Source organism: Paenibacillus sp. 01T47 (genome assembly GCF_056398245.1).
On record NZ_JBFTPA010000035.1, the window covers coordinates 1 to 22,071 of the forward strand.

Here is a 22,071-nt window from a genome sequence, read left to right on the forward strand (position 1 = left end):
AGTTCCATTCAATGTTGCCGTTCCTTCATTGAAGCTAACTGTCACTTTATCCTTGTACATTCCACCTTCGGTTACTCCAGTTACTACTGGTGCTACCTTATCAATCACAAAGTTTACCGTTGTTATATTCCCAGCTGCATCCGTTACGATGAGCTTATACGTGCCGTCTTGATTAACTTCCGTACCACTCGTAAAAGCAGTTCCATTCAATGTTGCCGTTCCTTCATTGAAGGTAGCTGTCACTTTATCCTTGTACATTCCACCATCCGCAACTCCTGTTACAATTGGTGCTACTTTATCAATTACAAAGTTCACCGTTGTTACATTTCCAGCTGCATCCGTCACGACGAGCTTATACGTTCCATCCTGAATAACATCCGTACCACTTGTAAAAGCAGTTCCATTCAATGTTGCTGTTCCTTCATTGAAGGTAACTGTCACTTTTTCCTTGTACATTCCACCTTCGGTTACTCCAGTTACTACTGGTGCTACTTTATCAATCACAAAGTTCACCGTTGTTGCATTTCCTGCTGCATCCGTTACGATGAGCTTATACGTGCCGTCCTGAATGACTTCCGTCCCACTCGTAAAAGCAGTTCCATTCAATGTTGCCGTTCCTTCATTGAAGGTAACTGTCACTTTATCCTTGTAGATTTCACCATCCGCAACTCCTGTTACAATTGGTGCTACCTTATCAATCACAAAGTTCACCGTTGTTACATTTCCTGCTGCATCCGTTACGATGAGCTTATACGTGCCGTCTTGATTAACTTCCGTACCACTCGTAAAACCAGTTCCATTCAATGTTGCCGTTCCTTCATTGAAGCTAACTGTCACTTTATCCTTGTACATTCCACCTTCGGTTACTCCAGTTACTACTGGTGCTACTTTATCAATCACAAAGTTCACCGTTGTTACATTTCCAGCTGCATCCGTTACTACAAGTGTATAGCTACCGTCTACAGTAATCTCCGTACCACTTGTAAAAGCAGTTCCATTCAATGTTGCTGTTCCTTCATTAAAGCTAACTGTCACTTTATCCTTGTACATACCACCATCCGCAACACCTGTTACGATTGGTGCTACTGTATCAATCACAAAGTTCACCGTTGTTGCATTTCCTGCTGCATCCGTTACGATGAGCTTGTACGTGTCATCCTGAATAACTTCCGTACCACTCGTAAAAGCAGTTCCATTCAATGTTGCCGTTCCTTCATTGAAGGTAACTGTCACTTTATCCTTGTACATTCCACCATCCGCAACACCTGTTACGATTGGTGCTACTCTATCAATAATAAAGTTGACCGTTGTTACATTTCCTGCTGCATCCGTTACGACAAGTGTATAGCTACCGTCTACAGTAATCTCCGTACCACTTGTAAAAGCAGTTCCATTCAATGTTGCTGTTCCTTCATTGAAGGTAACTGTCACTTTATCTTTATACATTCCACCATCCGCAACTCCTGTTACGATTGGTGCTACCTTATCAATCACAAAGTTCACCGTTCTTACATTTCCTGCTGCATCCGTTACGACAAGTGTATAGCTACCGTCTGCAGTAACCTCCATACCACTTGTAAAAGCTGCTCCATTCAATGTTGCCGTTCCTTCATTGAAGGTAACTGTCACTTTATCCTTGTACATTCCACCTTCGGTTACTCCAGTTACTACTGGTGCTACTCTATCAATAATAAAGTTCACCGTTGTTACATTTCCAGCTGCATCCGTTACGACAAGTGTATAACTACCATCCGCGTCAATCCGCATTCCACTAGCAAATGCTGCTCCATTCAACGTCGCCGTTCCTTCGTTAAAAAACACCGTAACCGGGGCTTTATAACTCCCACCATGTGTTACTCCACTTACAAATGGTGCAGTCTTATCTATTTCAAAGCTCACTGTTGTTACATTCCCCGCTTGATCAGTTACAACAAGCGTATAAGTACCGTCCATTGTAACCATTGTTCCACTAGTAAATGCTGCTCCATTTAATGTCGCCGTTCCTTTATTAAAGGTAACTGTCACATTCCCCTTATAGATTCCACCATTAGTTACACCTGTTACAACTGGTGCAGCCGTGTCTATTTTAAAGTTAACCGTTGTTGAATTCCCTGCCGAATCTGTTACGATCAGCGTATAATTACCATCCATAACAATCTCTGTCCCGCTATTAAAGGGGTTACCATTCAATAGCCCACTACCTTCATTAAATGTGGGGGCCATCGCCTTGTTATATGTTTTATTATTCTCTACATTTGATATAACTGGTGATATGGTATCTACAGTAATCGTGCTGCTTATAGTTCCCATACTCAAATTTCCGACCCTATCTTTATATTGAACATATATCGTTTTAGCGCCTTCTCCTGCTGGGAGTACCCACGACCTCCCATTCAAATCAGAAATATTAAACCAACTCGTTTGCCAACTACCGCTAACATTCGAGAGCCGAGCTTGCTCAACTCCCGATCCACTCCCGTCGGAATAACTTCCGCTCAAAGTCACGGTGTAGTTTTTAGTAAATGCAGCATTATTATTAATGATAAGAGATCCTGTTGGAGATGTCTGATCTAATAGTATACTCTGGGAAGATGTATTCGAAATTCCATTTTTGGAATCCTTTAATTGCATATAGATCGTCTTAGCCCCGTCACCGCCAGCTAGACTAAATGTTGCTGAATTGCTAAAAGGCAACCAAGATGCTGCCGACAAACCCGCAGCACTATTCGAAAATCTCATATGCGTAACACTATCGCCTGCGTCAGCGTCAGATCCCGTTACAGATAGATTAACAATTGACGAGCTTGTAGCTGCGCCTTCATATATCGTAAAAGAACCTGTCGGAATCGTATTTGCAGCTCCGGTCTCATAAGTAACCACTAGTTTAGGATGATACGCAGCATTTGCAGTTTCCATGGAATAAAATAAAAATCTACCGCTATCAGCATCTGACTCATTACCATTCAGAATGAAGATTATTTTACGATCAGAGCTGTCCGTAAATGCATCTACAGCTGCTTTTACGTTAAGAGTAATCGTTTGATCCTGAAGATATGTACCCATTGGCACTTCACTAGTATTCTTTGCTGTAAATTTATCCGCATAAGCGGTGTTCGTATCCATTGGCGGAAAGCTTACAAGGTTCAAATCATTCGCTGTAGAGCCCCTAACTTCCGTATACAAATTATGACCAGGGACTCTAAGGACAGTAGCGACAGTCAAAACCAACTCTGCTGATACAATAGTTCCTTCGGGTACACCTAGATTAAACATCATTGCCATTCTATTTCGGACATTTACGAAGCCGTCATTATTACTCATACCAACATAAAGAAAACCATCCCCATCATTATCGTATATGCCGTTATATTCCGGCTGGCCTCTCAACTCCATCGTATCCGCAGAGGCAGTGTAACTTTTTGTAACTGTACCCCCAGCCGCATCCGCTCTATTAGATACTAGTCCAGGTGAAATAACTGATAATAAAATAGCGATGACCAACAAAAAAGATTGTTTCCTCATCCTTCTTTCCTCCACTTCTTGTATGGAACCATAGTTAATCATTGATATGTCATGAGGTCTTTAGCTGCCTTTTTACCATGGCTTCAACATGATCCTTATAAAAAAACTCATCATTAACTACTATAATTAAAAGGGAGGTTGTCTTATAGTGACCGCTGTCATCAATTCTGTCATATGACAATATTATTTTAATGTGGTTTGAAGAATGAGGATATTTCTCGGGTTGATACGCTGTATCCATTTAAAATATAATTTACATTATTCAAGACCGTCGTCTGTTCAAAGGAACATCGTTGCACCTTTATCACCGTTCATCGCACTACCTTCCTTTGGCACTGAGTTTAGTTTCGATAGCTTCTGCCAATCCACTAGCGCTCGAAATTACAGCTGATTTTTCAAAGATAATGAAAGCAAAGAAATAAATTTAATAACATTAAAAAAGAACCGTTCTAGAACGGTTCCATTTTAATCATTAAGTAGGTTTAATATATGGCCATTGATGCTAACCCTGTATTTTTTTGTGTTGAGTTATTAATGTTAATCATATAAAAACGCCCATTGTACGTCGTACAGCCCTTTTGCACGATTACACAAAAGGGCTGAGTGTTATATATATTTGTTACGCTAATTTAATTGCATCAGCACATACCGAGAATACGTAAATTTATCGTGTGTTATGACTCTATATCAAAAATCACACGGCAATCTGCTAACACTTCCGGTTTAAATTGCATACTGTCCGCTTGTGTGATCTGGCGAATTACTCTGCATGGAACACCCGCAGCAAAGGAGCCTGGTGGGATATCTTGAGTCACCACACTACCTGCTCCTATCACGCATCCGTCTCCAATGGTAACACCGCCGCATACCGTTACATTGGCTGAGAGCCACACATCGTTTCCGATCGTCACAGGCTTGGCGTAACACAGCGACTTACGATCACCATTTTGATCAAGCATTTGCCTACGTTCAGAAGCGATGAACGGATGAATAGGTGTAACAATCGTTACATTAGGCCCAAAACTGACATTGTTCCCAATGGTAATCTTTGCATCGTCCTGTACGGTAAGATTGTAGTTGCCGAAGAAGTGATTTCCGATTTCTGTGTGAACCCCGTAATGAAAGAAAATAGGACCCTGAATGAAGATGTGTTCCCCCATCCTGCCAAGCAGCTGTTCAAGTATCTCTTTGCGTTCCACTGTCTGATCCTCAAAAGTGCGGCTATATTGACTGCTAAGGTTATGTGCACGGAGCTTTATAGCCTTTAACTCGGGAGCGCCTGGACTAAATAAAATCCCCTTAAAAATTCGTTCCTCTTCCGTCATATGTTCATCTCCAATGTATCCTACCGAAACATATGTCTCAAAGCCGTAGGATGATTGTTTTGCAAATTGCTAATAGCACACTTTTAATGTGCTCACTAACATCATCTAATATCTGACTAGTAAGGGTAAATACCACTGGTTGAAAGTATTCTTAATACTTAAAATGCTGTTTTTACCATTCTACCTGATCAAAACGCATGTTTTTGTAATAAAAAATTTCGTCTTGATCCGTAATCTCTCGGAGGACCTTGCAGGGATTACCGACTGCTATTACATTGGCTGGAATATCTTTAGTTACAACACTGCCGCCCCCAATAACGCTTCCCTTTCCGATTGAAACACCCGGTAAAATGATAGCGCCGCTGCCGATCCAAACCCCATCTTCTATAACGACCGGCAAGGCAAACATTCCGCCTCCTTTGCGCATGACTGGGTGCACCGGATGGTTGGTTACAGCGATCGTTACATTTGGGCCAAACATCACGTGATTTCCAATCGTAACCTTATAGTCATCGACAACCGTTAAATTAAAGTTGATGTACACATTATTGCCTACCGTAGTATTCGAACCGTAGGACATACGAATTGGCGGTTCCATCCATACATTTTCACCCATGCTCCCAAAAAGCTGTTTCATCAGCAATTTCCGTCCATCCAAATCATCGGGATGCAATTGATTGATTTCATAGCACAGAGCTTTGCCACGCTGGCGCGCACGAGCTAGAGCTGCAGCTTCATCTGGGTAATTAGAATCGTGATCGGTAAACAATTGACCGTTTTTCATTCGCTCTTGAATATTCATGCATTAGTCTCCTCTGGACAAAATTTATATTTTTCATATATATGAAATGGGTATAAGCCGCTTTCTTTAACTAACTTGTTCAAAGTTTCTTGTAATATTGTTCAACCATTTGTATTGACGATAACGGATATAAGTAACAGGAAGCTTAACGACCTCATCTAAGCAAATTACGATATACAGCACGATGGGAGGTACGTGGTAAACAAAAGCACACAAGTAGCTGAGTGGTAATATTATGCCCCACATCACAACCGTATCGCACCAAAATCCAAATTTAGAATCGCCGCCAGCCGTAAATATTCCCGCAATGATCGTGGCATTCATCGACTTGGCAATACAATAAAAAGCACTGATATACAGCATGCCATCCAAGTAATTTTGTGCAGCAGTGTTCAAGCTCACGACAGAGAAAACCAGTGGTTTTAGCAGCAAAATCGTGAGTCCTGCAATAACTCCAAAAATCAGAGCGTACTGGCTCATCCGTTTACCCGCATGTTTCGCTTTTTCAATTTCTCCCTGCCCTAAATATTTTCCAATTAGTACAGATCCGCCGCTGGCAATGCCTCCACATAGTACAACAGCAAGGTTCTTGACCACGGATGCCACGGAATTCGCTGCCACCATATCTGAGCTTACATGGCCGATAATTGCGGCTGTCGCAGTTAAAGCTATGCCCCAAACAATATAATTGCCTTGGACAGGCAAAGTGTATTTCCAGAAATCCTTTAACAAATGACGCTGATTGCCTTTAGACGTAGGAAGTCGGAAGCGAATCGGTCCTCTGGTAACGGAATGTACAATACAGCAGGCAAGTTCAATGAAACGAGCTAAACCCGTTGAAAGGGCAACCGAAGCAACCGCGAGCTCCGGCTTCGTCGGAAAGAGAACAAAGATGCAGATTGCATTGAACAATATGTTCAAAATTAAGCATATAGAGCTAATCGAAGCACTCAGTCGTGCATTTTCCATGCTTCTGATTACGGTGAGATACATTTGCGAAAGGCCCATTGCAATATACGAGAACGAAAGCATTTTTAAGAACCTTGAACCATACTCTATCAATTCGTTATCCTTTGTAAAAAGTCGCATTAGCGTCTCCGGAACAAAAAACGTAACAGAAAAAAATATAACAGAGATAAATAACGAGAACATGCAGGCAATACTGAGCACGCGCTGTATCGTTTCTAAATCTTTCTTGCCCCAATACTGCGCAGTAAGAATACCTGCTCCCGTAGACATTCCCATGTAAAACAAGGTCAATGCAAAGGTAGTTTGGCCTGCGAGCGATACAGCCGACATCGCAGTTTGACTAATCATGCCCACCATGACCACATCTATTGAAATGACCAAAGCTGAGATCAGATTTTGCAATGCAATGGGAATCACGAGCATCATAAGCTCCCGATTAAAATCACGGTTCATGGGAGATGTTAGTTGCATACGATTTCTCACCTTATTTTATCCCCTCTCCTTCCTGTTCAATTGAATGATATCAATATAGAACAAAATTATTGTCCAATCTATTAAAATTGACTATATTATTATAAGAATCGTATATAGATCAAAGGAGAGTTCCGTTTGACTAAAAATTTAGAAGTGTTTTCGGATTTATCGGAACGCTTGGATTATAATCTTCCTGATTTACCTCTTTATATTCGAAAAGGAAGTCTGCATCAATTTAATAATTATGCTGCTGCAGCTCATTGGCATTTAGATGTAGAGTTCATTTATGTGCTAAAAGGATCAATGGATTTTTCTGTTAACGGACATATTACTCGCATAGAGCAAGGGAATGGAATTTTCGTGAATAGCCGCCGATTACATTTTGGTTTCTCCCAAGATCATATCGATTGTTTATTCATTGTTGTTGTCATTCACCCCGCCCTTCTTGGCGAAGGTGCATCCCCGCTTCAAACCTATTGGGACGAAAAATTCAATCAACTAACGGACGACTTTATATTGCTTACAAACCAAGTTGCATGGCAACAGAGCATATTGCTGTCTCTTCAAGCGATCTATGATGAAATGCACGATAGCAATTCCCCAAATCCGCTTCGTCTCACTTCACAGGCTTTATCTTTATGTGCTTTAACCGGAGATCACCTGCAACCGAAGGTAGGGCAATCTGAAGACATACAATTGTGGACAAATGTTCAGAAGATGACCAATTTCATCCGACAACACTATGATCAAAAAATAACGCTTGAAGATATATCATCGGCGGGTACTGTTTGCAGGAGTCGCTGCTGCACATTGTTTAATAAGTATGTAGGTCAAACCCCTAACACGTATCTCACTAGATATCGAATTCAGAAAAGTTGTGAAATGCTGACAGAAACAAAACGATCCATAAGTGAAATTGCACTGGCTTGCGGTTTCCAAAGCGGTAGTTACTTCACATCTATTTTCCGAAAACAACTAGGTTTAGTTCCACAAGATTATCGAAAACAGACAAAAAGTAACAATATATCTTACGGGGATTGACCACGACAAAATACAGTTCAACTGATGGATATTGTCAGCTCGTCCGAGATAAGGATTGCCTTCATGCTTTACTCTTTTAAAAAACAAATTTCGTTCCCGCCTTCATAAATAAACCGATAAGGCCACCGAAGTGATATGCTCCCCGTCACGGAATCCTATTTTTCTTGCTAATTTCATTTATCAGTTGATATGGAGTTATTTAATAATTGAGCAGATTATAGTTGTGGGAAACCGCATAGAATATTACCCTTACCTTTTACATATTGTTATGGCTTCTAGTTCAGAGTGGTATTATTTCAAATACAGTAAAAAGTAAGCCAACGGGTAACTATTGTTGAACAAATAAGGAGATGAAACTGGTTCTATACTGGAATTTACAAAGGCAGTTGTTCAAGCACTGGACTTATTGTTAAAGCAACATGGACGGGAAGGTTACAAAGAAAAATGGATTAATTATGACTTCCCTATGGATAACTACTTGAAGCTAAAAGGTTTCACATCGAATAAGGGTTACGCTAACCGGTAACGATAGTTGAAGACTAAAAGGGCTGCCACGTGGCAGCCCTTCGTCGTTACGCTAACGGGCAGTTTTGTATACTAAATTTGTGAGCGAGTTGGGGAGGGGATTAGTGGATGGATATTGAATGTATTACCAAATAACTTGTAAAGAGGTGTTGTGGATGCAAGTTGAAAAGATTATTTTACACTCTGAGTGGGGCAGGGATATTTCTCACAAACACATAAAAAATGATAACCCCTCAGTTGCTGTGTTTTTCCCTGGGCAGAATTACTCATGTGAATTACCTCTTTTATACTATACGGGCAGATCCGCATATGATGCGGGCCATGATCTATTAATGCTTGAATATGGCTACCAATCTGCGAGAACCGCTTTCGAAGAAGCTAAAGTTGATCAGTTGATTCATGAATGCTACACCTCAATAAACCAGATAATTAATGATTATAATGATGTCGTATTTGTCAGCAAAAGTCTTGGAACGTACATAGCTGGTAAGACAGCTGAATTATTTAAAGAAAGATCGATAAGACACATGTTCTTAACACCTATAAGATCAACAATCCCGATAATTGAGAAATTTGGTGGATTAGTTGTAAGCGGCACAAAAGATCCAGTTTTTCATGAGGATGATATTGAACATATCGAAGGATTTCCAAATACAGAAGTCCTTAGAATAAAAGATGCAAATCACATATTAGAGGTAAGCGATTTGCATCAGTCTTTAAAGATATTGAAAAACTTAGTGGAGGTATCTAGTGGGTTTTTCAATCATAAATAGTGCACAAGATAGTCATTAAGCTAACGAGTAACGTTAGCTGAATAAACCGCCCTACGTAGGGCAGTTTTCTTTAAGTTGAAAATTAACATTAGGATTTAACATAACCATAGCCTTCTATAAAGACATCTACCCATTAGCAAAGACATATTTCCTTGTCTAAAGCTTTATTTTCACCGTCTAACACTAATTTTCTTACTACACACTAGTCGCGAATAACTTCATTGTATACATCACTTTTAATATAAAAAAGCCTGCATTTCGAAGAATGCAGGCTTTTTGGGGAGGAGTGTGACATTTTTATATTAAAATTTCACACATTCCACTCCAACCCTAACTCCCTACTCCACCGTAACACTCTTAGCCAAATTCCGTGGTTTATCCACGTCATGCTCAAGAGCTAACGAAGCATAATAAGAAATCAGTTGTAGCGGGATAACCGATAGCGCTGGTGACAAAATCGGAAGTGTCTTTGGAATCGCGAACAGCTCGTCGACAGATTTCGCAACTTCTTCCTCTGCCCCTTGGTTCGCTATGCCTATAACGTGAGCGCCGCGCGCTTTTACTTCTTTAATGTTGCTAAGTGTTTTCTCGTACAGCTCTTCTTGTGTAACAAGAGCAATAACCGGAATCCCTTCCTCTATGAGAGCCAAGGTACCGTGCTTGAGCTCACCAGCTGCATAAGCCTCGGAGTGAATATACGAGATCTCCTTCAGCTTCAGCGAGCCTTCTTGCGCTACGGCATAGTCAACGCCGCGGCCGATGAAGAACAAGTGTTTGTGATGCGAGAACGACTCTGCAACTTGTTTAAGCACATACGCTTGCTCAAGGATGCGCTCAACCTGAGTTGGAAGCTGATGCATAGCCTCAAGAACTTCTGCGATGTAAGAAGCTTCTTTGGTCTCAAGCGTACCTGCCATGTGTAGACCAAGCAGATAAAAAGCAATCAATTGCGAGCTGTATGCTTTTGTCGAAGCAACCGCAATTTCAAGACCTGCCCATGTAATAAGCACATGATCCGCTTCGCGGGCAACCGAGCTGCCTACTACGTTCGTGATCGCAAGCACGCGAGCGCCATTGCGCTGTGCTTCACGTAGAGCTGCAAGTGTATCAGCCGTTTCACCAGATTGACTTACAACGATAACCAGCGTATCCGGAGTAATGATCGGAGAGCGGTAACGGTACTCGGATGCCACATCTGTCTCAACCGGAATGCGAGCAAGCGACTCAATGACCGTTTTGCCGACAAGACCTGCGTGATATGCCGTTCCACATGCTACGATGTGTACTTTGCGGATCGATTTAATATATTCAGCTGTCATACCCAGCTCTTTTAAGTCGACAGATTTACCGTCTTCTGAAATGCGGCTCATCATAGTATCACGGTAAGCTTTTGGCTGTTCGTGAATTTCTTTCAGCATGAAGTGATCAAATCCAGCTTTCTCTGCCGTTACTAGATCCCAATCGACATGAAATATTTCCTTGGAAATACTTTCGCCTTCAGTCGTCATTACTTCGACAGCATCGCGTGTCAGGATTGCCATTTCGCCGTCGTTCAAAATATAAACGTTGCGCGTATGCTCCAAAATAGCCGGAATATCCGAGCCAATGAAGTTTTCGCCTTCACCTACACCGATAACAAGCGGGCTTGCATAACGAACCGCAACCAGGCGATCCGGTTCAAACTCAGTCAAAACACCAAGCGCGAACGCTCCACGCATACGTTTAACCGCACGCTGTACAGCTTCCACGATGTTGCCGTTATATTCATCAGCAATCAAATGGGAAATGACTTCCGTATCTGTCTCCGATACAAAAACATGCCCTTTTGTCACTAATTCTTCCTTAAGATTCAAGTAGTTCTCAATAATTCCGTTATGAACAACCGAAAATTTAGCCGTGTTGTCCGTATGCGGATGCGAGTTCACATCAGATGGTTTACCATGAGTAGCCCAGCGTGTATGACCAATGCCAATAGAACCTTCGAGCGGTACTTCACGCAGCAAGCCTTCAAGATTCGCGAGACGTCCTTTGGACTTTGTAATTTCGAGCCCGTTTTTCGTGAAGACAGCGATACCAGCGGAATCATAACCCCGGTACTCCAGCTTCTTCAATCCTTCGAGCAAAATGTCCTGCGAGTCGCGTTTACCAATATATCCTACAATTCCACACATAATTTAATAGGCCTCCGATAGGTTATTTTCCCGTCCTTATCGGATGCCGCCAATGCGTGGCACAGGCACTATGAAGTTGTCACAAAATAATCCGAATGATTGCGGAAAATGTAACCCCTCTGCCCATGCCCACCCTGCTGGTGGCATCTTGGACATACGGGAGTAATATTATAATCGAAGCCTGCCGCACGATTGTATGACCGGTCGCCCGGCCGTTTTACGTAACGGCTTTCGGTTGGCTTGTAATACCGGAAGGTCCCCGCCGAATGTTTCGAACACCTTCACCTCGTCAGCTTCCCGTATGAATACCCGCTTCAAGCTGATCTATCTTAGCTCTACCACCGATCATTCATCACGCAAGCTCTGGCGCTTATGTTGCTTAAATAACCTCTATCCTCGCTTTCCTTCTTGAATCACACTACCTATCATATTCATTTTCCAGCCGCTGTGCAACCTTTCACGGAAAATATACTCGTCCATTTTCCAAAATAATGCTAAAAAAGCCCGCCGGCTACAAGAACCGACAGGCCTTCGACACCATTATTCTCTATGATTAACCTAGTTCACTTTTAACGACATTTGCAATTTGATCAACGTAAGCCTCGACCTGTTCCTTCTCTGGTCCTTCCGCCATAACGCGAATCAAAGATTCCGTACCCGATGGACGAACAAGCACGCGGCCGTTGTCGCCAAGTTCCAGCTCTACACGTTTAACCGCTTCTTCTATCGCTGCATTGCCTTGGTACAAGCTCTTGTCCGCTACGCGTACGTTAACAAGCTTTTGCGGGTATTTCCGCATAAGGCCTTTAAGTTCGCTTAGCTTCTTGCCGGAGGCTGCAATTGTATCAACGAGCTGAAGCGCAGTAAGAATACCGTCGCCAGTCGTAATATGGTCAAGGAAAATAACATGGCCGGATTGCTCACCGCCTAGATTGAAGCCGCCGCGACGCATTTCTTCCATGACGTAACGATCGCCAACTGCCGTTTGCGCTGTCTTCAAGCCAATACGCTCTGCTCCCTTGAAAAAGCCGATATTGGCCATAACCGTCGTTACAATGGTATCCTCTTTCAGCTTGCCTTCACGCTTCATCGCATCGCCAATAATACAAAGAATAAAGTCGCCGTCTACTTCTTCGCCATTTTCGTCAATTGCTATCAAACGGTCAGCGTCCCCGTCAAAAGAAAGCCCAAGGTCTGCGCCATGCGCCAGTACCTGCTCACGCAAATATTCTGGATGCGTCGAACCAACGCCTGCATTAATATTCAAACCATCCGGCTCAGCGCCTACTGTTATAATGTCCGCTCCAAGCTCGCGGAAAACCGAAGGAGCCAGCTCATAAGCGGAACCATTCGCGCAGTCCAGCACGATTTTCAAACCTTTGAATTCGCCTTTAATCGTTGTTTTCAAATAATCCAAATAACGCTGCTTAGCGCCTTTATCGCTTGATACCGCTCCGATATCTCCGCCCTCAGGCCGCGGTAATTCATCTGTAAGAGCATCAATTAATTGTTCGATTTCGAGTTCGGTATCATCCGACAATTTAAAGCCGTCGCCAGCAAAAAATTTAATGCCGTTATCCTCTACAGGATTGTGTGATGCGGAAATCATAACGCCAGCGTCAGCGTTAAGCTCACGCGTAATATAGGCAACTGCCGGTGTGGATACGACGCCAAGACGCACAACGCTTGCACCAATCGACAATAGACCCGCAATCAGTGCAGATTCCAGCATTGGGCCAGAAATCCGTGTATCAAGGCCAATAACCACCTTCGGCTTTTGCGCCTTGTGTGTTAGAACATAGCCGCCGCAGCGACCGATTTTGTATGCTAGCTCAGGTGTAAGCTCACGATTGGCTACGCCGCGAACACCGTCTGTACCGAAATATTTCCCCATGTTTAAAAAGCTCCTTTGTAATATATTGCTTTCGTTGTTATATACTTATTCCGCTCTGATGATTATGGATTCGTAGTTGAACCGCCTGCTGCGTTTCCGCCACCATTGCCAGTCTCCTCACTGGTCTCTGGAGGCGGTGTCGTAGCAGGGGGAGGAGACTCCTCTGTCGGAGTGCCTCCGACCTCCTCGGAGTTGTCTCCGCCTGATCCTGATCCTGGTACGGAGTTGTCCGTTATTTCTATCGTTACCGTTAAAGTTTGCCCATCAGCCAGTACGGTCTGAATATACGCAGGCACATCGACCTGAAGCGTGACGACATGCGTGCCTACACCTAGACCTTCTACATTGGCAATAATGCTAATATCCGATGCCTTAAGCGTAGACAACACCGGATCTGCTCCGCTGACGGTTAAATCAAACTTACCGTTTGCCGGCGTCCGTATAACCGCTGACAGCCCGTTTGCGATACCTTCTATAGCTACATCTAGTCCTGTAAGTGTTCTATTCTTAACGGGAGCTACAACGACATTGAGCTCCACCTCTGCTGGATCAGTTGCCTTTATTCCATCAATCAATTCCGTCTTCACACGAATGGTTCCTGTTTGCTTCACCTTCGAGAGATCAAGCACGACCCCATCGTAAACCTGCAGCTCGTCTAACTGCTTCTGCTCGCCGTATACGGTCACCTTGTCAATTGCCGGCTTCACCGATACTAAGCTCAGTCCCTCAGGCAGAGTGCCCGTATAGCGCACCTGTAGAGGCAGTACCTTAAGCGGAGGCGTTACCTTGACCTCGACATGCAGCGTTTCTGGTGAAACAATCGCATTTGTCATTTCAATACCGTCTACATCGTATACGATTACTTTTGCTTTTTTGTTAACAACCGTTTTATCTGCACCCTCAATATTGATCTCCGTCGTAACAGCACCGATTCTGCTCATATCATCCTTAGGCAGCGTAACCTGTACACCTGTTGTCGGTGCTACAATCGTCGATGCTCCAACAATATAACCATCTGCCGGCTTGCCTTCCACAATGACTTGCGGCTCAAAAGGCTTTGTTACAATTTCTTCGATCTGAACCGTAACGGTGCGCGGCGACATCTCCACAAGCGTAATCCCTTTAGGCAGTTTTACCGTCAAAGGCAACTCCTGTATGCCGGGTTTAACGCCTTTCAAGTCCACTTGAACCTTATAATCATCTTTCGAAGAAGCATTGAACAAAACAGTTAACCTGCCCTGCACATCAAGCCGCACGACGGTAGGTTCCATCGCCGTAAGCACGTACTTATCTGTATCTAGGCCATCTGCCGTAATAACCGATGCTTCGATCGTTTTGGTATCAATATTTGATGTCGCCGTCTGCGGTGAGGTGTCCGGATCAATATGTACAATAGCCCAGAGCAGCAATCCGACTATGACGGATATTACTTTGAGAGAGGTGGGGTGACTTAGCCATTTATCCATCACTGCCTCCTTTCCGCTTCCAAAGAGAGGATATGGTTACACGTTCCTTCGTACGACCTGTCGTCTTCGGAGTCAGCTCATCAAAGAGCTTCGAAATCAGCGATTCCTCGTTAATATCTCGTACGATCATGCCTCCTAGAGACAATGACACTTGCCCCGTTTCTTCCGAGACGGTTACGGACACTGCATCCGTTACTTCACTTACTCCAATAGCGGCACGATGGCGAGTTCCAAGCTCCTTGCTTATAAAAGGATTTTCCGATAGAGGCAAGTAGCAGCCCGCCGCCATAATCTGATTAGCGCGTATAATGACAGCTCCATCATGCAGCGGTGTATTCGGTGTAAAGATGTTAATCAGCAGCTCCGATGTAATTTTTGATTCCATACGGATGCCCGATTCAATCAATTCACTGAGGCCTGTGCTCCGCTCAAATACGATTAACGCCCCGATTTTTCGTTCTGCCATAAAACGGACAGCCTTAATTACGCCGTCAATTTGTTCATTGACGACATCCCGATCAAGCGAAAATGACCGCGCAAACAGCTTTCCACGACCAAGCTGCTCAAGCACGCGTCTCAGCTCAGGCTGAAAAATAATCAGCACGCTCACAATTCCGAAGGTGAACATCTGGTTCATTAACCATTTCAACGTATACAAATTGAACCATGTACTCAGCCCCCATACAGCGACGAGTACGACGATCCCTTTTAAAAGTTGAACTGCCCTTGTTCCGCGCACAAGCAAAATCATTTTATAAATAATATAACTAACTATACCAACGTCTATAATATCCTTTAAATAGTCATGCCATGTTAAATCTGAGAAATAACTCATATGCCAACCCCCAACAGCCGATCCCCTTATTATTGTCTAATTATCGGTTTTCAACTTTATTATTTTCTATATATGGGATTGGAAATCCTTTTTTTCAAAAAAAATTAAAAAACGCCCCCCTGCAACAGGGAGGCAGCTTGCTTTAGCGAGCGTTACCGCCAAAAGTTTGCGTTACTTTGTACCAGAACCAATCGAGCGCTTGATCAATCGTTCTGCTCTGACCCGCGATATGGCCGGTTGAAGCCAGGTTCAAGGTTCCGTCAATGACGGTTACGTTGCCGTCCACCTCGCCCTTAACATCGGCTATTCCATTTTCTACGGTCAAATTACCCGTTAAATGAGCACCCTCTGGCACAATAACTGTATTTCCTTCTATAATGACCTGCTGAAGATCCTCGCCTGCAACAATCAGCTTGGTATCCTCTTCCCACATCGTGAAGAAGCTGCCTAACATAACGAGTACAAACACAGCAGCTGCTGTTACTCCGGGGTACCGATAAATAAAACGTACGATGCGGTTTCTCTGCTTGCTCTGTTTCTTCGGCAGTTGCTGCATAATTCGTTCATTTAAAAGCTCGGATGCCTTCTTGTCATAATCCGCGGCAGGCTTAATCGCTTCTAAAGTCTGGAACACCGCGGCGTCCGTCTTCTGGAGCTGTTCAAACCGGCTGCGACAAGCGGGACAGGAAAGCAAATGAGATTTTAACGTAACGATATCTTCACGCGGCAGCTCGCCGTCCAAATAATCATGCATCCATACGATAGCGACGTTGCAATTCATAGCAGCCAGTCCTTTCTTTCAGTTGCTCGCGCATTAAGTTCTTATCTCGCTATTAGGATACGTTACTAGCAAGAAGGATGTTTCACTTTTTTTCGTAATCGCGTAAGTAATCCTTTGCAGGTAAGGAATTAGCTTGAATTTCTCCCAAAAAGAAGCCTATGTCTGCGCTAGACATGGCTTTCCTTTGGAGGATTGTATCATTATTTGTAATTATAACTTATGCTCAAGCTTCTTCCGAAGAAATTCCCTGCCGCGGTGAACCCGCGTTTTGATCGTCGTGACAGGCATGTCCAGCACATCGCCAATTTCCTGCAACGACAGGTCCTGCATATATCTAAGCGTCATCACGCTCTTATATTTCGGTGGCAGTGAAGCAATAGCCGCATGTATAATGCGCTGTGTGTCCGAGAGAAGCAGCTCTGATTCTGGCGTCCGATTATCGCTCGGTATCATGGAGTAGCCATCCAGCCCCTCGTGATCCGATGACTCCGCATCCAGCGAATAGGTCGGCTTGCGTTTGCGCAGTCGATCAATACATAAGTTCGTAGCAATTCTATATATCCAAGTTGAAAATTTTAACGTTTCATCATATCTATCCAGGTTTTTGTAAACGCGAAGGAACGTATCCTGCACAACATCCTCCGCTTCCTGGCGGCTGTTTAACATTCGATAAGCCATATGAAAGAGCTTGTCTTGATAGAGGTCTACAAGCTCAGCAAAAGCCTGCTGATCGCCTTTAAGCGATAACTTCGCCAGGCGTGCTTCCAATACAATCACCTAAACTCCTCCAAACCTTCCATTCGATCGACTGATCGCCTTGCTCTATTTTATAAATATATAATGTCCGCATCCATACACCCTAGAAAAATCGTAATGCACATGGGCTGAAAAAGCAAGACAATTGAGAAAGATACTTCCAATATGAGCATCGACCCTAATTAGCCGTAATGTTCATAGTCATGAGCAGCAATGTACGTACATCAGGTTCAGGTTTCATTGCCGTTTGCTCCAAAAAATACTAACCGTTCTAATAATTATATAGGTTTGACGTTCAGTCAGCAATCGACCTGAGGCTAGTTGTTTTTTCGACTTTCGGCTAGGAACGCTAAAATAAAGCAAAAAAGGTCTAGGAAACGTAATGTTCCCAGACCTTCAATGTTCATGCGCTTTATATTTATTAAAGTGTATTTGTTTTCAATTGCTCGAGCACCTTTGTAATCGTCGTCGTAGGAATCGCAAAGCCAATGCCTTGTGCCTCAGCGTTCACAGCCGTGTTTATACCAATAACCTCTCCCTTCTCGTTGAGAAGCGGTCCTCCAGAGTTCCCTGGATTAATAGAGGCATCTGTTTGCAGCAAATGCTCGTAATTATGGTTCCCTTGCTCATCTGCAATCGTAATTGGGCGCTCTTTCGCGCTTAACACGCCCATAGTCAACGTTTGATCGAAGCCATATGGATTGCCGATCGCCATCACCCAGTCACCGATTCGCGTTTGGTCAGAGCTTCCCAGTTTAAGAGACGGGAATGCTTTGCCGTTTGGCTCTTCCACCTTAAGCACAGCCAAGTCTAGATCATAACTCGAACCAAGCACCTTTGCTGTTAGAGGCTCGTCATAACCTTGAACCGTTACTTTAACCTCCTTTGCATCCGCAATTACATGCTCGTTAGTCAGAATATAACCATCCGATTCGAAGAAAAAGCCTGTACCAGAGCCTACTAACTCAAGATTTGAACTGCTTGGCTGTTGTTCTTGCGATTCTTGCTGCTGTCCGTTGCTACCCGACCCGCCATTTCCAAAAAACTGTTGAAAGCGTGGATCGTCGAACATGGAGTTCGAACGTGCTGGCTCCCCATAATTTTCGATCTTCACAACCGCGGGGCTCGCAGCTTTATAGACGGAAGCAATATCTTCACTTGAGCTTAGCGATGCTGTAGACAAGCCAGCATCCTGCTGTCCTGAATTGCTTACAACGCTGGAACCCGAGTTTTGAACGGTTTGTTCCCCCCCGCTGAACAGATTGTTTTTATCTGCCATGTAGGAGAAACCGCCAATGACGAGAGCGCCAATCAAAAACGATGCGAGCAGTGTTTTTGCCGAGCTGCCGCCCGCACGCTTTGAACGTTTTTTACCGCCTGGTGCTGACCCTGACCCGCTTCCGCTCCCATCTTGTCCCAGCCCAAGCTCCCTCTCATATGAAGCTCTAAGCTCATTTGTTGATTTGTTGGATTCATAAATATAAGTAGTGACAGGAGTCCGGTTCGTTTCGTTCGATGTATGGTTCGACGTGTAAGTATCACCGCTCGTTTCTGAGCGTTTGTTTTCCTCGTTCATCTCTATCATCCTTTCAATAGTAGGTGTCTGTTTCCTATGTACCTATCATGCAGGATGTACCTTAAACAAAACTTAAGTGGACTATAAAAGAACATAAGAAAAATAGAGTTCTGTTGCAGTTTGTTTTTCTAGCTTCTCACAACAAGGCCTTCCAGCTGCTTTCAACGAAAAAAAGCCAACCACAGTAAATGCCATGGTTGGCTTTGTAGCTATTCTATATTCGCCTAAGCGATTAGTTTGAACAGTTAGCCTGTATTCCGAAGTCCTGCGGCAATGCCGTTGATCGTCAGAAGCACTTCGCGAAGCAGCTCTGGATCATCTTCTTCGTTATCACGCAGTGCACGAAGCTCAGTTAACAGCTGCACTTGCATGTAGCTAAGCGGATCGACGTACGGATTACGAAGACGAATCGACTCTTGGATAACAGGAACATTATCCAAAATTTCCGTTTGGCCTGTGATGCTAAGAATAAGCTCAGATGTAAGCTTATATTCTTCTTCGATTTGCTCAAAAATACGATCGCGGATCGTTTTGTCCTTAATCATATCTGCGTATTCCTTCGCAATAAGCAAATCTGCTTTGGCAAGAGCCATTTGAAGATTGTCAATTAGCGAGCGGAAGAATGGGAACTTCTCGTACATCGTACGAAGCGTGTTCAGCTTTTCCTCGTCGTCGCCAGTATATTGCTTCATTGCAGTACCTGCGGCATACCATGCCGGCAGCAAGTAGCGGCTTTGCGTCCATGCGAACACCCAAGGAATGGCGCGTAAATCCTCGAAACGATCACTGTTTTTCCGTTTGGAAGGACGTGAACCGATGTTCAGCTCGCCAACCTCAGGAAGCGGTGTCGACTCCTTGAAGTACGTCAAGAAATCTGGATCGCGGAAAATAAGATCCTGATACTTCTCGAGTGCCGTCTCGGAAATCGAACGTGCAATTTCTTCCCACTCTGCTTCTGCTTGCGGTGCTTGTTCTGGGTATTTCGCCAGACGAGCAGCCGTAATCAGCGCCCAAGTTGCTTGCTCCAAGCTGCGGTATGCAATACCTTGCATCGAATAACGCGAGGATAGAACCTCACCTTGCTCGGTAATTTTGATGCCGCCGCCGACCGTATGTGGCGGTTGTGCAAGGATACTGCGGTTAAGCGGCATGCCGCCGCGGCCAAGCGCTCCGCCACGGCCGTGGAAGAACTTCAGCTTAACGTCGTACTCTTTGCCGGCTGCTGTAATTTCATTAAGTGCTACGCGCAGCTCCCAGTTCGCTGTAACAACTCCGCCGTCTTTGTTGCTATCGGAATAACCAAGCATAATTTCATGCAGGTTGCCGCGAGCTTCCACCGCTTGACGGTAGATCGGCATTTCGAATAGCTGCTTCATAATAGCTGGTGCTGCATGCAGGTCATCAATCGTTTCAAATAGCGGTACCGATTGCAGTGTACAACGAATCGTGCCGTCCGCTTCCTTGCGGAACAGGCCAACTTCCTTCGCAAACACCATAACCTCAAGCATGTCGCTTGCCGCTTCCGTCATACTAATCAGATAACTTGAAATACAATTTATGCCAAACTCTTGCTGCGCCCGATAAATCGTATGGTATACATTCAAGCATTCACGCGTGGACTCCGTGTAATCTAGATGCCCCGAAGTAAGCGGACGCGGATCATTTAGGAGACGGTGAAGCAGGTCTGTTTTTTCTTCTTCTGGAAGTGCCGCATAATCTGCTGCTACATTCATTTTCGCCAAAATTTCAGCCATCGCATTTTCATGCTCTTGGCTATGCTGACGAACATCAAGTGCCATAAGGTGGAAACCAAACAGCTCCACTTGACGTACTAACTTAGCAAGTGCTGTATCTGCTACATAATCAGCGTAGTGATGACGCAAGCTGCGATCGATAACGAGCAAGTCCTCGCGAAGCTCTTCCGGGTGGTTGTAACGCATTTGCGAACCCTTAAGCGATTCATCGCGTGTATTAGCCAGCTTCTCTAGCATAAAGCCAAGCTTAATACGGTATGGCTCCTTCGTATTTCTCCAAAGATCGACGCACTTAAGCTCAACATGCTCGCGATCCGATCGAATCGAATCGATAAGCTCAGCCGATACCTCGACAAGGTTTGTGCTGAAGCTGAGAAGATCCATAAGCTCGCCTAGTTTTTCTTCGTACTTGCGAATAGCCAGCTGACGGTGCAGCGTTAGCGTTTCCCAAGTTACCTGAGCTTTCACGGATGGGTTACCATCGCGATCGCCGCCGATCCAAGAGCCAAAGCGCAAGTAATCCGGCACATGCCATTTCTCATCTGGATAGTACTTGCTTAGGCAGCGTTCAAGTTCTTCATAAACATTAGGAAGCACCTCGAACAATGTCTCATCAAAATAGTACAAGCCGTTACGAACTTCATCGATAACGGTTGGTTTGCGGTCACGAAGCTCGTCTGTTTGCCACAAAATAAGAACCTCATTCATGAGCTTCTCACGCAGCTTCTCGCGCTCGCGATAGGTTAGTGTTGGATTATCCAGCTCCATCACATCCACAGCAATCCGTTTATGAATATCAAGCACCGCGCGGCGAGTTGCCTCGGTCGGGTGTGCAGTCATTACTAGTTCCAGCGAAATATTGCTCAAAATATCTCTAACTTCCTCGATTGCAATGTCGCGTTCCTTCAGATCTTGAACCGCGCTCTCAATGGAGCCGCGTTGGACCGCTTCGCCAGCAGAAACCTCGTAATCACGTTTCCGTCTAATCCGATGATTTTGCTCTGCAATGTTGACAAGCTGAAAATAAATGGCAAACGCTCTAATCACTTGATGACGTATTTCCGGGTTAAGCGATGATACATTTTCTTTAAATTGATCAAATAATTCCGGTACAAATTCAGCGCGAAGAGATTTACTTTGTTCACGAATCCGTTCTACGATTTCAAGCAGCTCGCGGCCGCCTTGATGAACAAGAACTTCACCGAGAATGTTGCCTAGAAACCGGACATCGCGTCGCAGCAAATTGTTAGCCTGCTGCCGATTTGTGGTCAAAGTAGATGCAGATTGATCCGACATACTGTTCCTCCTAAATTTTTGCGAAGCAACGATCGCTCCGTAAGCATTTACTTGTTTTCCGAAGCAGCAATCGCTTCGAAAGCTTGCTTGTACAACATGAACGTTTTTTTG

Annotated in this window: 13 protein-coding genes and 1 pseudogene; 2 read left to right on the plus strand and 12 right to left on the minus strand. The window is 44.1% G+C overall.

What is annotated here, in order from left to right:
• From AC1DOV_RS32855 to AC1DOV_RS32870, 4 genes and pseudogenes are all read right to left on the minus strand, one after another.
• Positions 1-3,522 (minus strand): annotated as a pseudogene (locus AC1DOV_RS32855) (hypothetical protein); the annotation flags it as partial.
• A 674-nt stretch (positions 3,523-4,196) separates the two neighbouring features.
• A complete protein-coding gene (locus tag AC1DOV_RS32860; protein ID WP_477552001.1) occupies positions 4,197-4,847 on the minus strand; it encodes a sugar O-acetyltransferase in 651 nt (216 codons plus the stop codon).
• 172 nt (positions 4,848-5,019) lie between these two features.
• Complete coding sequence (locus AC1DOV_RS32865; RefSeq protein ID WP_477552002.1) at positions 5,020-5,649, minus strand: sugar O-acetyltransferase; 630 nt, start codon at positions 5,647-5,649, stop codon at positions 5,020-5,022.
• A 66-nt stretch (positions 5,650-5,715) separates the two neighbouring features.
• Complete coding sequence (locus AC1DOV_RS32870; RefSeq protein ID WP_477509971.1) at positions 5,716-7,101, minus strand: MATE family efflux transporter; 1,386 nt, start codon at positions 7,099-7,101, stop codon at positions 5,716-5,718.
• Between the two features lie 126 nt (positions 7,102-7,227).
• Between AC1DOV_RS32870 and AC1DOV_RS32875 the strand changes: the two genes are divergently transcribed.
• Entirely contained in the window at positions 7,228-8,133 is a 906-nt protein-coding gene (locus AC1DOV_RS32875) for a helix-turn-helix domain-containing protein (protein WP_477528797.1), read from the plus strand.
• Positions 8,134-8,813: 680 nt separating this feature from the next.
• Positions 8,814-9,431 (plus strand): alpha/beta hydrolase, encoded by a 618-nt coding sequence (locus AC1DOV_RS32880; protein ID WP_441885560.1) that lies wholly within the window; start codon positions 8,814-8,816, stop codon positions 9,429-9,431.
• Positions 9,432-9,769: 338 nt separating this feature from the next.
• Here the strand turns inward: AC1DOV_RS32880 and glmS are convergent, their stop codons facing one another.
• The 8 genes from glmS to ppc form a co-directional block, all read right to left on the minus strand.
• Positions 9,770-11,602: a glutamine--fructose-6-phosphate transaminase (isomerizing) gene (gene glmS, locus AC1DOV_RS32885; RefSeq protein WP_441885562.1), complete on the minus strand. Its 1,833-nt coding sequence runs from the start codon at positions 11,600-11,602 to the stop codon at positions 9,770-9,772.
• 553 nt (positions 11,603-12,155) lie between these two features.
• Positions 12,156-13,496 carry a phosphoglucosamine mutase gene (gene glmM, locus AC1DOV_RS32890; RefSeq protein WP_076271680.1) on the minus strand — a complete coding sequence of 447 codons (1,341 nt, stop codon included), beginning with the start codon at positions 13,494-13,496 and terminating at the stop codon, positions 12,156-12,158.
• Between the two features lie 62 nt (positions 13,497-13,558).
• Positions 13,559-14,962: a CdaR family protein gene (locus tag AC1DOV_RS32895; protein WP_477509968.1), complete on the minus strand. Its 1,404-nt coding sequence runs from the start codon at positions 14,960-14,962 to the stop codon at positions 13,559-13,561.
• Entirely contained in the window at positions 14,955-15,797 is an 843-nt protein-coding gene (gene cdaA, locus AC1DOV_RS32900; protein WP_076271682.1) for a diadenylate cyclase CdaA, read from the minus strand. The genes AC1DOV_RS32895 and cdaA overlap by 8 nt, the downstream gene beginning before the upstream one ends.
• A 142-nt stretch (positions 15,798-15,939) precedes the next feature.
• Positions 15,940-16,578, minus strand: coding sequence for a zf-HC2 domain-containing protein (locus AC1DOV_RS32905; RefSeq protein ID WP_076271683.1), 639 nt, complete (start codon positions 16,576-16,578; stop codon positions 15,940-15,942).
• 210 nt (positions 16,579-16,788) lie between these two features.
• On the minus strand, positions 16,789-17,355 hold the full coding sequence (gene sigW, locus AC1DOV_RS32910; protein WP_054025284.1) for an RNA polymerase sigma factor SigW: 567 nt from the start codon (positions 17,353-17,355) through the stop codon (positions 16,789-16,791).
• Between the two features lie 400 nt (positions 17,356-17,755).
• Positions 17,756-18,910, minus strand: a complete 1,155-nt coding sequence (locus AC1DOV_RS32915; RefSeq protein WP_477509967.1) for a S1C family serine protease — start codon at positions 18,908-18,910, stop codon at positions 17,756-17,758.
• Between the two features lie 245 nt (positions 18,911-19,155).
• A complete protein-coding gene (gene ppc, locus AC1DOV_RS32920; protein WP_441885568.1) occupies positions 19,156-21,960 on the minus strand; it encodes a phosphoenolpyruvate carboxylase in 2,805 nt (934 codons plus the stop codon).
• Positions 21,961-22,071: the final 111 nt, after the last annotated feature.